13 protein-coding genes and 1 riboswitch are annotated in these 13,046 nt (G+C 59.6%); of the genes, 2 read left to right on the top strand and 11 right to left on the bottom strand.

The features are described from left to right. Window positions 1-35 precede the first annotated feature (35 nt). Window positions 36-1,199: a homoserine O-acetyltransferase gene (locus tag RUH64_RS04050; RefSeq protein WP_313811506.1), complete on the bottom strand. Its 1,164-nt coding sequence runs from the start codon at window positions 1,197-1,199 to the stop codon at window positions 36-38. A 2-nt stretch (window positions 1,200-1,201) separates the two neighbouring features. After that, complete coding sequence (locus tag RUH64_RS04045) at window positions 1,202-2,545, bottom strand: bifunctional o-acetylhomoserine/o-acetylserine sulfhydrylase (RefSeq protein ID WP_313811504.1); 1,344 nt, start codon at window positions 2,543-2,545, stop codon at window positions 1,202-1,204. A 91-nt stretch (window positions 2,546-2,636) separates the two neighbouring features. Then, window positions 2,637-2,755, bottom strand: a riboswitch (SAM riboswitch). Window positions 2,756-2,928: 173 nt separating this feature from the next. Between RUH64_RS04045 and RUH64_RS04040 the strand changes: the two genes are divergently transcribed. Beyond that, window positions 2,929-3,573, top strand: a complete 645-nt coding sequence (locus RUH64_RS04040; RefSeq protein ID WP_313811503.1) for a VOC family protein — start codon at window positions 2,929-2,931, stop codon at window positions 3,571-3,573. 77 nt (window positions 3,574-3,650) lie between these two features. Here the strand turns inward: RUH64_RS04040 and RUH64_RS04035 are convergent, their stop codons facing one another. From RUH64_RS04035 to RUH64_RS04025, 3 genes are all read right to left on the bottom strand, one after another. Further along, window positions 3,651-5,006 (bottom strand): hypothetical protein, encoded by a 1,356-nt coding sequence (locus RUH64_RS04035; RefSeq protein WP_313811502.1) that lies wholly within the window; start codon window positions 5,004-5,006, stop codon window positions 3,651-3,653. Between the two features lie 125 nt (window positions 5,007-5,131). Then, window positions 5,132-5,545 carry a GNAT family acetyltransferase gene (locus RUH64_RS04030; RefSeq protein WP_313811500.1) on the bottom strand — a complete coding sequence of 138 codons (414 nt, stop codon included), beginning with the start codon at window positions 5,543-5,545 and terminating at the stop codon, window positions 5,132-5,134. A 20-nt stretch (window positions 5,546-5,565) separates the two neighbouring features. Continuing rightward, the gene (locus RUH64_RS04025; protein ID WP_313811824.1) at window positions 5,566-6,270 is read right to left on the bottom strand and encodes a CPBP family intramembrane glutamic endopeptidase; all 705 of its coding nucleotides are present in this window, start codon (window positions 6,268-6,270) and stop codon (window positions 5,566-5,568) included. Window positions 6,271-6,431: 161 nt separating this feature from the next. Here RUH64_RS04025 and RUH64_RS04020 point away from each other — a divergent pair, with 161 nt between their 5' ends. Beyond that, complete coding sequence (locus RUH64_RS04020; protein WP_313811499.1) at window positions 6,432-7,292, top strand: aminoglycoside phosphotransferase family protein; 861 nt, start codon at window positions 6,432-6,434, stop codon at window positions 7,290-7,292. A gap of 3 nt (window positions 7,293-7,295) precedes the next feature. Here the strand turns inward: RUH64_RS04020 and RUH64_RS04015 are convergent, their stop codons facing one another. From RUH64_RS04015 to RUH64_RS03990, 6 genes are all read right to left on the bottom strand, one after another. Next, window positions 7,296-8,075, bottom strand: a complete 780-nt coding sequence (locus tag RUH64_RS04015; RefSeq protein ID WP_313811498.1) for a DeoR/GlpR family DNA-binding transcription regulator — start codon at window positions 8,073-8,075, stop codon at window positions 7,296-7,298. 12 nt (window positions 8,076-8,087) lie between these two features. After that, window positions 8,088-8,807, bottom strand: a complete 720-nt coding sequence (locus tag RUH64_RS04010; protein ID WP_313811496.1) for a copper homeostasis protein CutC — start codon at window positions 8,805-8,807, stop codon at window positions 8,088-8,090. A 2-nt stretch (window positions 8,808-8,809) separates the two neighbouring features. After that, window positions 8,810-9,667 carry a carbohydrate ABC transporter permease gene (locus RUH64_RS04005; protein ID WP_313811494.1) on the bottom strand — a complete coding sequence of 286 codons (858 nt, stop codon included), beginning with the start codon at window positions 9,665-9,667 and terminating at the stop codon, window positions 8,810-8,812. A gap of 2 nt (window positions 9,668-9,669) precedes the next feature. Further along, on the bottom strand, window positions 9,670-10,602 hold the full coding sequence (locus tag RUH64_RS04000) for a sugar ABC transporter permease (protein ID WP_313811493.1): 933 nt from the start codon (window positions 10,600-10,602) through the stop codon (window positions 9,670-9,672). A gap of 126 nt (window positions 10,603-10,728) precedes the next feature. After that, complete coding sequence (locus RUH64_RS03995) at window positions 10,729-11,985, bottom strand: extracellular solute-binding protein (protein WP_313811491.1); 1,257 nt, start codon at window positions 11,983-11,985, stop codon at window positions 10,729-10,731. A 219-nt stretch (window positions 11,986-12,204) separates the two neighbouring features. Then, the gene (locus tag RUH64_RS03990; protein ID WP_313811490.1) at window positions 12,205-13,041 is read right to left on the bottom strand and encodes a class II fructose-bisphosphate aldolase; all 837 of its coding nucleotides are present in this window, start codon (window positions 13,039-13,041) and stop codon (window positions 12,205-12,207) included. Between the last annotated feature and the right edge of the window lie 5 nt (window positions 13,042-13,046).

Genomic DNA, 13,046 nt, shown 5'->3' with positions numbered 1-13,046 from the left:
GACTGGTGCCGCTGGTTTCTTCTGTTGTGCTGCCGCTAGTCCTCGAAGACCAGGGTGCGAAGCACAGGGTCCAACTGTTTGGCATCCGTCAGGAAGCCGTCGTGCCCGATCGGCGACTGGATGTAGTGCACCGGTTTGCTGCGCACCAGCGCATTGGCCAGCCGCACCGACTGCTCGGGGAAATAGAGGCGGTCGGAGGTCACCGCCGCCACCACCACATTGACCGGGGCGAGGCGTGCCAGCGCCGCCTCGAAGGACTCGTGCCCGCGGGCCACGTCGTGGCTCATCAGCGCCTCAGTCAACACCACGTAGCTATTTGCGTCAAAGCGGTTGACCAGTTTGCTCGCCTGGTGGTCAAGGTAGCTTTCCACCTGGTAGCGGCCGCGCTGGTCGTCGAATTTTCCGTCTGGGACTTCTCCGGCCTGAGCCTTGCGGCCAAAGCGGGTTTCCAGTTCGCTCTCGCTGCGGTAGCTGATGTGGGCGAGCCTGCGGGCGATTCCCAAGCCTTGATCGGGGCGCACCTGATTGGCGTAGTAGTCGCCCCCGGCAAAGTGCGGATCCATGCGGATGGCCTGGGTCTGCACCTGTGCCAGCGCGATTTGTTCGGCGCTGGATTGTCCGGTGGATGCCATCACCACGAGGTTAGCCACTTGCTGCGGGAAGTGCACCGCGTATTCCAGGGCGCGCGCCCCTCCCATGGACCCGCCGATCACCGCATGCCAGCGCTCGACGCCCAGGCGCTGCGCCAGACGCTGCTCCAGGCGCACCGAATCCTTGATCGTGACAAAGGGGAACCGCGAACCCCAGGGGCGCCCGGTCTCGTCCAGCGTGGCGGGCCCGGTGGATCCATTGCAACCACCGACCATGTTGATGGACACCACGAAGTACTTGTCGGTGTCCACCGTCAACCCGGGTCCGACGAAGTCCTCCCACCAGCCGGCGGTCTGCGAGTCGCCCTGCGAAACGTGGGCGTCGCCGGTGAGTGCGTGCATCACGAGCACCGCGTTGCTGCGCTGCGCATTCAGGCTGCCCCATGTTTCATAGGCCAGCTCGACCTGCGGCAGGTGGCCGCCGAACTCGAAGTCGAAGGGGCCGACGGCGGCACGGCGCAATACGCCGTGCTCGCCCTCGGTCAACGTCGCCGTACCCAGGGTGTCTTCGGTAGTCACGGTGTCCTCGGTAGTCGCAATGGATGTCATATTTAGCGCGATTCCTGCAGCTGCTTGGTTTCCAGCGCTGCGACCGCTTGGAAGCCAAGCTCCAGGTCAGCAAGGATGTCGTCGATGTTCTCCAGGCCGACGCTCAGGCGCACAAGGCCTGGGCGGACACCCGCCGCCAGGCGCTCCTCTTCGGTCAGCTGCGCGTGGGTGGTCGAGGCGGGGTGGATCACCAGCGAACGCACATCGCCGAGGTTGGCCACGTGCGAATGCAGCTTCAGGGCAGAGACAAAGGCCTGCCCCGCCTCCGCGCCGCCTGCCACGTCGAACGCGATAATCGAACCGGCGCCCTTGGGGCTGTACTTCTTGGCGCGCTCAAACCACGGCGAGGATTCCAGCCCAGCGTAGGCAACCGCGTCCACGTCGGCGTGGGCTTCGAGCCAGTTGGCGACCTTGGTGGCGTTCTCAACGTGGCGTTCGATGCGCAGCGACAGGGTTTCAAGACCCTGGGCAATGAGGAATGCGTTGAACGGAGCCGGCGCCGACCCGAGGTCGCGCAGCAGCTGTACGCGGGCCTTGAGGATGTAGGCGAGGTTGGCGCCGAGGATGCCGTTCACGCCGAGGTCGCGGGCGTAGACCAGGCCGTTGTAGGACTCGTCCGGGGTGTTGAAGGTCGGGAAGCGCTCCGGATCCTTGGCGAAGTCGAAGTTGCCCGAGTCGACGATCACTCCTGCGATGGCGCTGCCGTGGCCGCCGAGGAACTTGGTGGCCGAATGGATGACGATGTCCGCGCCCCACTCGATCGGGCGGATCAGGTACGGGCTTGCTAGGGTGTTGTCCACCAGCAGCGGCACGCCCGCCTCGTGGGCAATGGCCGCAACGTTTTCAATGTCCAACACATCTTGGCGCGGGTTGGAGATGGTCTCGGCAAAGAAGGCCTTGGTGTTCGGGCGCACGGCGTCGCGCCAGCTCTGCAGGTCATCCGGGTTCTCGACGAAGGTGACCTCGACGCCGAGCTTCTTCAGGGTGTGCTTGAGCAGGTTTTGGCTGCCGCCGTAAATGCTGGGGCTGGCCACCAGGTGGTCGCCGGACTCGGCAACGTTGAGGATCGCAAAGGTGGTTGCCGCCTGGCCCGAGGAGAGCAGCAGTGCACCGACTCCGCCCTCAAGGTCGGCGATCCGGGTTTCCACTGCGTCGGCGGTGGGATTGCCGATGCGGGTGTAGATCGGTTCCAGTTCCTGCAGCGCGAAGCGTGCTGCAGCGCTTTCGGCCGAAGGGAAGACGAAGGATGTGGTCTGGTAGATCGGCAGTGCTCGTGCGCCGGTGACAGGATCCGGTGCCTGACCGGCGTGGATCTGACGGGTTTCAAAAGACCAGTTGTTGCTCATGATTGCCTCCAAAAGTTTTGTAACTATGGGGGTACACCACTGAAAAGCACACCAGCAGGAAGTACCTACGTCTAGGTGCTTCCAGAGGGGTAACCCGCGCTTGTCCAACATGCCGTATGCATGGTGGGCCAGGTCTTCACCCGGGGCACCCCACCGCGGTTGGAGGGTTGCCGTCCAGTAAGCCGGGGCTTGTTACTGGAACTCATGACCTGTAACCAGTGTGCCTGAAAATCGAATAATTGCGCAATCTCACCGCGGATAAAAGTCGTAATCGGTCATATTCAGTTCAAGATCACAGTTTTACCGCAGAGTATTCGATCAGCGGATTCACCTTAGGTGAACCTAAGTAGAGACTGGGATCACAATATTGCCATGATGGGCACATGATGAGGCTAGATCACGTTACGTACGCATGTGGACCCGATGGGCTGCTGCAAACCGCCGAGAGAATTTCCCAGTCCCTGGGCTTGGAATTCGTCAAGGGAGGCGTGCATCCACGGTTTGGAACTCGCAATGTCATTTTCCCGCTGAAGAACGACCAGTACCTTGAAGTTGTCGAGGTGTTGAACCATCCCGCGAGCGACAAGGCTCCCTTCGGCCAGGCAGTTCGAGCTCGTTCCGAGCTCGGCGGCGGCTGGATGGGCTGGTGCGTTTCCCTGCAGGATCTGAGCGCCGCCGAAGAACGGTTGGGCCGCAAGGCAGTCCCCGGAAACCGCAAATTCCCGGACGGCCGCGAACTGACCTGGCAGCAGATCGGCATTCAGGGCCTGATCGCCGATCCACAGGTGCCCTACCTGTTGCGTTGGGATGAGGGCACCGAAGAGCTGCACCCTTCCAAGGCTCTTGAGCCGGTGGGATCCATCAGCGAAATTTCGATTGCCGGTTCGCGTGAGCGCGTACTTGAATGGTTGGGACAGCCGGAGAATGTGAATCTTGGCGGGGTCACCACGACCTACCAGGCCCCGAACGGCACCCCCGGAATCTTGTCTGTCACCTTCGAGACGGCTAAGGGTACCGTAGTCCTCTAGGCGCTGCGCCGCGGAGAATTGCATCACTGCACCATGAAGTAGGCGGGGACAACGGCGTCCCCACCTACTTCGAGTCGTTAACCGGTAATTTCCTTGGGCCGGGAGGGATCTTTCACCGTGGGAAGATCGATTACCCGGCAGGTCTCGACCCCTTCACGGGCTTGCTGCACCCAGGCCAGTTGTTCGTGCTTGGGCAGCTCCCAGAGCTGGGCAAGGGTCTGCTTTTCTTCTGGAAGCAGATACCCTTCATCAGCAGTGGAAGCCCACCAAAGGTGCACCAATTGCGCCTGATCAAGCATGCGCTGCGGACGCTGCATCTGATCAACAATTTCCGCTTCAGTACTCCCCGAGGGGTCTGCGATCATTTTCAATGAATCCAAGCACTGGTCAGTCGGCTCACTAATTTGACGCATCGCCAGATCCCACAGCACAGATTCAACACTGCCCTGCTCAGACAACCGAACGTACTCTCCCCCAGTAGCAGCCGCATACCCCTTGCTCGTAGTAAATACTCGAGGCAGCGATATGCCGCTGGCATCCTCCAATTGCTGCACGCCCCGCACAAGGTTCTCCCCCAGCGCCTCCCACTGCTCGGCCTCCTGCGGCCAGAAACAATAATTGTGCTGACGTTCCGCGCCTGCCGCAACACATTTCAGGTTGGCCGTCAGATCGATAGCCTGACGCTGTCCTGCGTTGAATCCGTTCACTGCGGCGATGCTCCATAGCCCCGCAACCACCAACGCACCGCAGGTTGCCGTCGCAATGGTAGAGAAACTCCTCAACACCCCAGCCTTGAGGCAGAGGGTCAGGACGCCGGCAACAAACCACCCCAGATAACACATGCCCACCGACAAGAGCACCTGAGGATTTGGCGTGGAATCGGTGGAACAACATCTGGCGAGGCCGGCCATGTTGGAGATCATCGGCGACTTCTGGAGGGTCGCCGCCAACTGGAGCCCTCCGAAAAGCACGATGCTGACCGGAAGCGCAATCCATCGATGCAGTAGCAGACCAATTCCGAGTCCACCGAAGATCAGCCCCAGCAGCATCACCACCGCGAGGGCAAACATTTTCGGATCGGGAATGAAAACCTGCCGCACCCGATACATCACCGTGAACCATCCAAGGCAGTAGGCGCCAAATCCAATGATGAGAGAGGGAGCCGCAAGCCTGATCATGGCGCCGATTCTCTGCACAGCAGAATTCGCCTTCGCCAGATGCTCGGATGCGAAGTTTGATGCGACCCATGCACTGTAGGAAGAGATGATCAGGCCGCAAAACACCAGCCCGAAGGATGAGGCAACGCTCATCCCCTCGCGGGTGGTGTTCTCGACTTCGACTGGGACCAGCAAAGCTAGGACCTCGGTGCAGATCAGGATTATCGTGAGTACCAGGGAGGCGCGAGACTTACTCCAGAGCTCTGCTGTCGACACAAGAACCTTTCAGTACTTTTCGCTGCGGTCTAGGACCATTCAGTGGCTCTAGTCATCCGGTTGGACAATTCCATACCGGAGTAACTCTATCCGGTTACGCTTGGATCGGCCGCATCTGGAGGCACCTAGGGCACGAGCCGCTTGCCCAAAACCACGACATTGGCATCCTCAAAGCCCTGGGCAGTATAGAAGTCAACCACCTTGGCGTTCTCACTGCGGACCATCAACTGCACCTTGACTGCCCCATGGTCCCTGAGCCAATCGGAGGCTTGTTGAACGATTTTCCGTCCAATTCCTCGAGACTGCTGTTCCGGGTCCACCGCCACGTAATACAGCCAGCCGCGATGGCCGTCGAATCCCGCCATGGCAGTCGCCACTAGTTGCTCGTTCTCGATCATTGCCAAAATTGTCGATGTGGGCGTCGTCAGGGCTTGGCGAGCATCGGCCGCCGCATCGTTCCAGGGCCGGGTCAATCCCGTGCGATTCCATAGGTCAACTGCGTGTTCTATATAGGATTCGGGAAGTTCAATGACTTTCATTGGCACAGCGTATGTGAAGGCTAGGAGCCAATGCCAATTACCGGTCCAAGCAGCAGGTAACCTACGAAACCAAAAGCGTCTAGCAGGAAATGCGCAATGACCAAAGGCATCACCCGCCCGTAGCGCTGGTAGACCCAGCCGAACACGATGCCCATGATCATGTTCCCGATCATCGGTCCCACACCCTGATACAGGTGATAGCTGCCGCGGATCAGCGCCGAGAGTATGATCAGCTTCCACGCAGACGCCCCTAGGTTTCTGCCATAGGTGAAGAACACGCCAAGCATGATGACTTCTTCGACTACCGCATGCCGTGCCGCCGATAGAAGCAGCACCGGCACGCTCCACCAATAATCGCCGAGGTTCGCCGTAGACAGCGCCGTGGTGATCCCCAGGGCCCGCCCTGCGGAGTAGACCCCGAGTGTTCCCAGACCCATGGCAAGAAACAATCCCGCACCGAACAATGAATCCCTGCCAGGCCGGCGCAGATCAAATCCAATCATCCCGGCGGTCGTGCCAGTGCTTCGTTTCATCAGGTACAGCGCCAGTAACACGGGGACCAGCGCAAAACCGATGTCCAACAGCTGGTAGAGAAGGTCGAAGTATTCCCGCGTGTTCTTGGGCGTGTTCATCGAGGTGGTCTGCTCACCCAGCGGGCCGCGTGTCACCTTATCGGCGAAGCTCACCAGCGAATACACGGCGCTTTGCCCCAGCGACAATGCCATCACCAAGATGATTTCTATCTTGAGGTTCCGCCGCACCGCAGGCGTTGCTGTTGCGTCATTCACCAGTCGATCATAGCCAGAAATGCCTGTGAGTAGGCCAAGGAGATAGGCTGTGGTTGTTCCCCGTTGTCCGCCTCAACCCAGAATCGAGAGATCAGCCAGTGACTCGCCCCGCTACCGCCGCCGAATTAGCACTGGCCGAACAGTTGTGCCCGCAGCTTTCGTGGGACGACGCCCATGTCGAAGAGGGCGGACAATTTCACACGGTGCTGATCGCCAACGACGCTGCGGTGATTCGCATGGCTCGTACGGTGCAGGCATCGCAGCAGATGCCTCGCACTGTCCGCATCAACGCCCTCGTGGCCAAGCAGCTTAACTATCAGGTCCCCACAGCGGTGAGCCCCATTCTCACCCGCGATTCGCTGAGCAGCGTGGCAATGAAGTTCATCCCAGGTTCCGCGCATCCACCACATCACGGCGATCCATTAATCCTGCGCCGGCTCGTCGCAGATTTGGCGGCGGTGGAGCTTGCAGGAATGGCAGATGATCTAGCACCGCCGTTCGCTTTTCGCGGCCCGTGGACCGAGGAGCGTATCTCGGAATGCTTCAACGCGCTGCCCGAGGACCTTCGCCAGCCGGCGAGCGCCGTATGGAACCAGCTGGACAAGCTGGCTCAGGTTCCGCCGTCGCTGGTTCATGGAGATCTGGCAGGGCATAACATGCACTGGTTGGATGGGCAGCTGATTGGCATCTTGGACTGGGATCTTGCCTCCGCCTGGGATCCGGCGCTGAACACTGCCTACCTGGCGCTCTGGCACGGACAGGATTTGATCGAGCAGATCGCCCCTGATGCAGAACAGGCTCATCGCGCACAGATCTGGCTCGGCCTGATGAGCCTTGAGCGGCTCTCCGATACGCTCTCCCGCACCGATGCTCCAAAGCTGAATAAACTGCTGCGGAAGATCGGTCCGCGGATCATCGACGCGGCAAAGGCCGCGGGATTCCGCGGACTTCAATCCTGAAGCTTAGTTGACCACAGGCATGCCGGCGGCGTTCAGGGCTTCTCGCTGCTCAGTGCTCGCCTTGTCGTCAGTAATCACTCCGGTGAGATTCTCCCGGTCTAGGATCACGAATGAGCGCCGGCCGATCTTGGAGGAATCCACCACGACGTAACTGTGCGTGGCCTGCCTGATCAGCAGTTCGTTGACCGCCGCTTCCATTTCGTCCCCGACCATCAGCCCGTCCTCCGGATCAAGCCCGTTGACTCCAAGGAATGAAAGATCCATGGTGATCTTCGACAGGGAGGATTGGGCCAGCGGCCCAACCAGCTCATAGGATCGATCGTTGAGCACACCGCCGGTGACCATGACACGGATGTGCGGTCGCACCGCCAGCAGCGAGGCGATATTCACCGCGTTGGTGACAACCGTCAAAGTGACCCGTCCCGGCTCCCCCACCAGGTCCTGGCGCAGGCTCAACTCCGTGGCAATGGCCTTGGTGGTAGTTCCCCCGGAGAGCCCCACGACCATGTCCCTGTTGACCATGGCGGCGGCCACCTTGGCGATCTGGATCTTCTCCTCGTCGTGGTCCTCGCGCTGATAGCGCGAGGGCAGGTCATAGGCGACGGTGTTCGACACCGCGCCGCCGTGGGTGCGGGTGAGCAGCGAGGCGGCCGCCAAGGAATCGAGATCCCGCCGGGCCGTCGCCGGGCTGGTCCCGAGCTGCTGCACGATCTCATCCACATCGATCTGGCCCTTGTTGGCCAATAGATCGAGGATGTGATTAAGCCGCTCCTCGCGTTTCATAGCTCCTGCTCTCTATCGCTCTAGCGCGTCTACTGCACTGCGCAGTTCTCGCACTTGGTCTGCAGACACCCGGATGGTGCCGGCGCATGGTGTTTTGGCGGAGAAGTGTACGGCGCAAACCCCTGCCATAGTTGCGGTAGCGATGTCTTGCACCCGCATGCCGCCGCCGGACATGATTTGAATCTTGGTTTTTGCCTGATGGACCATCTGGGTAATGGTGCCCATTCCGTCGCCGGCGGATTCTCGTCCCCCACTAGTCAACACGCGTCTGACCCCAAGTGCCAAAAGTTGCGAAACTGCGTGAACCGGATCCGTGCTGGCATCGATGGCTCGGTGGACGGTGATTTCAAGCTCCGGGTTCACTTCCAAACAGGAGTCCGCCAAGATCTGGATGGTTTCCAGGTCCAGCTGCCGCTGTGCATTCAGTGCCCCAAGCACCACGCCGTCGACTCCTGCAAGGGCAAGTCGCCGTGCCTGCCGCCGCATGACGGATACATCCAGCGCGTCATAGTGGAAGTCTCCGGGCCGGCTGCGCAGCAATGCATGAATTCCCAACCGTGGCCGATGCTCCAAGATATCGGCGAGCACTTCCGGCGACGGGGTGAGGCCGCCGAGTTCCAGGGCCTCGCAGGCTTCGATCCTGTCAGCCCCGTTCTGTGCTGCCAGCCGAGCACTTACGCCGCTGGTGGCAACGATCTCCAGGGCCGGGTGCCGTTTGGAAATTGCCTCCACCGCTATTTCACCGCACCGGCCGACAAGCCGCCGATCAGGCGCTTTTCAATCAGGGCGAACAGGATGATGACAGGGACGATCGCCACGATCGATACGCCGAAGACGTACTGCCAGGCGGTGGCGTACTGGCCGACGAACTTGGTCAATGCCACGCTCAACGGCTGATTTTCGGCGGTGGAAAGAATGACCAGTGAAGCAGCGAATTCGTTCCAGCAGGAGACGAAGGTGAAGATCACCGCGGTGACAATCCCCGGCCACACCAGCGGGAGGTTGATGGTGAACAGCACACGCCACTTGCCCGCACCGTCGATCTGGGCCGCCTCGTCAATGCTGCGCGGAACGCCCGCAAAGAAGGAGTGCATGATCCATACCGCAAAGGCGAGGTTGAACGCCGCGTTGATCAAGATCATTGCCAGCCAGGTGTCGTTGATCCCCCAGGCGAGCATCTGCTTGAACAGGCCCGCGGTCAACACGGCAGGCTGCAGCATCTGGGTGACGATCACCAGAAACATGAAGGCCATCTTGCCCGGAAACTTGAACCGAGCCGTGAAATAGGCGGCGGGGGTCGCGACAAGCAGCACCAGCAAGGTGGCGCAGACCGAGATCACGATGGTAGATATCAGGTTGTATGGCACCGGGGTCTCCGGGGTGTCCCACATGGTCACGTAGTTCGACCATTGGGCGCCGTCCTGCGGCAGGTAGTGCGGCGGAATCTGCAGGATTTCGGCCTGCGTCTTCAACGAGCCGATCATCATGGTGATGTAGGGAATCATGAAGACCAGTGCAACAACCACGCCGATCAGCATGCGGCTGATGACTGTCTTGCGCGCAGCGCGGTCTTCGGTGTCGAGGAAAGCCACGATTAAACCTCATCCATAGGCTTGACGGTCTTCAAATAGATGGCGACGATGACCAGCACAATCGCAAAGTTGAGCACTGAAAGGGCCGATGAAAGGTCCAGCCGGCGGTCGAACTGCAGCACCTTGAAGATGTAGGTCATCAACGTATCTGCATCATTGCCCGGAATTGAGCCGGTCATGATCTTGAGAATCGGCAGGTTGTTGAACACGTTGATGATGTTGATCAACACCGACACGGCCAGCGCCGAGCGCAGTTGCGGCAGCACCACGAAAATGTAGGTCTTCCAGCGTCCTGCCCCGTCCATGCGGGCGGCTTCCAGCGTCTCGGTGGGAACAGCCTGAAGTCCTGCAAGCAGGGTGTAGGTGGTGAAGGGTATTGAGACGAAGATTGCTACAACCACCGAAACTGCCATGGCGGGTATGGCATTCTTGGTCCAGCCAAAGCCTTCGTCCATCAAACCAATCTGTACGAAGAAGTGGTTGAAGATGCCGTAGTTGGGATCCAGACCGTAGTAGAAAACCGTCGTGGTCATGACCACGGAGGCTGCCCACGGTACAACGACAGCCATGCGGACCAGCGTGCGGCCCGGGAATGGCTTGTTCAAAAACTGTGCCAGTGCCAGGGAGAGAATCACGGTGATCAACACAACGGAGACCACCCAGAAAAAGGTGTTGAGCAGGATCCGCGGCAGCGCCGGGTCGGCGAAGATCGTCGCGAAATTGTCCAGCCCGACCGACTTGATGTCGGTGCCCACCGATGAAATCTTGCGAGTCGAGTTGTAGATCATGTATCCCGCAGGGAATACCACGATCGCCAAGATCAGCAGCAGCGCTGGACCGATCCACGGCAGGGAGGAAAAGAACGGTTCATGATCGGTGCTGCGTCGGCGTTTGCGCCCTGCCGGGGCTTTGACTGGCACTGAGGAGGAGCTCATGTTCGGCTCGCTTTCGTTGCATACGGCCCCGGTAGGGACCGGCAGAATGGGTGCGGTATTTCAGAAAGAGGCCCAGCGTTCTCACGCCGGGCCTCTGCCTGTGAGCGAAAGTCGACTCTCTGCGAACTACTCCGCGGCGGCGTCGGCCTTCGCCTGGATTGCGTCGAGTACTTCCGTGGCGGACTTGCCCGTTGCAATCTCACCCATCATCGATTTGAAGGCACCGTCCGTGGCGTTCCATGCAGGGTTGGTGGTTGGGTAGAAGACCGCGTTGGGCAGCAGCTCCAAGAATGGCTTCAGGGTTTCATCGCCCGAGAGCTTGTCCGAGCCGGACTTGGTGGTCGGCAGGAAGCCTTCGGTGCTGACCCAATTGGTGTAGACATCTGCGCTGAAGAAGTAGTCGAAGAATTCCTTGACTGCCTCCGCCTTGGATCCATCGTTCTTGAAGGACATCAGGCGGTCTGCCACACCAAGGGTTGCCGGCGCACCGGTCTTGGTGGCGACCTTGGCGATGCCGTAGTTCAGGTCGGGGTTTTCCTTTTCAATCTGTCCCACGGTCTGCGGCAGGCCATAGGCGAAGCCGAGCTTCCCCTGGATGAAGGTGTTCAGCATCGGGGTGCGCTGGGTGGCTCCCGGGTCGTTCTGTGTCACGCCGTCTTCGATCATCTTCTGCATGTATTCTGCGGCTTCAACATCCTGCGGGGTGTTGACCGCGATCTTCTCCGCGTCGCCGAAGTTGCCGCCGTTGCCAGCGAACCAGATCAGGGTTTCGCCCTGTGCCTCTTCGTTGCCCAGTGGCATGCCGTAACCATCTGACTTGGTCTTGTCGCTGATGGCCTTGGCCGCGTCGTGCAGTTCATCCCAGGTCTCTGGGACTTCGCTGACGCCGGCCTCCTTCATCAGGTCCTTGTTGTAGAACAGTGCGCGAGCCGAGGCAATGAGCGGAAGGCCGTACTGGGTGCCTTCAAACTTTTCGGCATCGGCGAAGGTCGGCTGGAAGTCGTCCAGTGTTGCCTGCGAGGCAACATCGCTGGCCGGTGCCAAAAGGTCTTCGGCGGCGTACTCTGCGAAGGCACCACCGTTATAGATGTCCGGTGCCTGGTTGCCCTGCAGCTTGGTCTTCAGGACGTTTTCGATGTTCTCCCACGACTGGACTTCTAGATCAATCTTGATGTCGGGGTGCTCAGCTTCGAAGTCCTTGATGACGCCTTCCCACAGGGCCTTGGTGCCGGTGGAATAGGTTGGAACGAGCATTTCCAGCGTTGTTGTGCCGCCTTCAGCGGACTCAGACCCGCCCTTGTCTGCAGAGAATCCGCAGCTGGTCAGGAGCAAGGCGGCTGCGGCGGAGAGAGCAAGGGCCGCTGTGCGCTTGGATCGTTTCATTGTCTTCCTCAATCGTTTGAGATGCCGCAGCACCGGTGCAAGTGAATGATTTATGATTTTTTCTTGAAATTTCGATCAAGAAAAATCACGTTCTATTCGAGTATGGGGTGTGTCACACGCAACGTCAAGGGGAAATTATGATTTTTTGGCTTAATCGTGATCCAAAAAATCATAATCAATCATAAGTTCGTCCAAAGGGGTCAGCTGAGGTAATTGGATCTAGGCGCTGGCGAAGAGTTCGAGCATTCTTCCGGTCTCGTCTGACATGGCTCGACGACCGGCATCCATGTACTTTCTCGAATCCACGCCCATCGAATTCTCGCTGAGCCAGCCGCGAACCGCACGAGTGAAAAAGCCATTCAGGTGCGTGGAGACGTTTATTTTCCGCATGCCTGCGCGAATACCGTCAACCAGCATTGTGTCGGTAACTCCTGAGGAGCCATGCAGCACCAGCGGCACGTCCAATGCAGCCTGCAGTGTCGAAATCAGTTCAAGATCAAGTGCTGCGCCCCGCTCAAGCATGGCGTGAGACGACCCGACGGCAACCGCCAGCGAATCAACACCGGTGCTCTGGACAAACTGCACGGCTTCGTCGGGGTCGGTGCGCACACCCGGTGCATGCGCGCCGTCTTTTCCGCCGATCTCACCGAGTTCAGCTTCAACACTGGCACCGACCTGCGCCGCCGCCGCCACTACGCGTCGGGTTGCGGCGACGTTCTCAGCGAAGGGAAGTTTGGCCCCGTCATACATCACGGAGCCAAAGCCAAGATCCAGCGCCTCATAAACCAGGCGTTCGTCCTCGGCGTGGTCAAGATGCAAGGCAACTGGAACCGACGCCTCGTCCGCCATGGCCAAGGAAGCCAATGCAATGGGGCGCAATGAACCGTGGTACTTCACGCAGTTCTCACTGATTTGAAGTATCACGGGACGCTGCACGTGCTGCGCCCCAGCAATGAGGGCCTGGGCAGTCTCAAGATGGATGACATTAAATGCACCCTGGCCATATTTTCCAGCCACCGCTTGATCGAGAATCTGACGTGTAGGAACTAATGGCACGTAAA

The organism is Glutamicibacter sp. (genome assembly GCF_032154645.1).
Classification (GTDB): domain Bacteria; phylum Actinomycetota; class Actinomycetes; order Actinomycetales; family Micrococcaceae; genus Glutamicibacter.
This window is presented reverse-complemented; position numbering and strand designations above follow the sequence as displayed.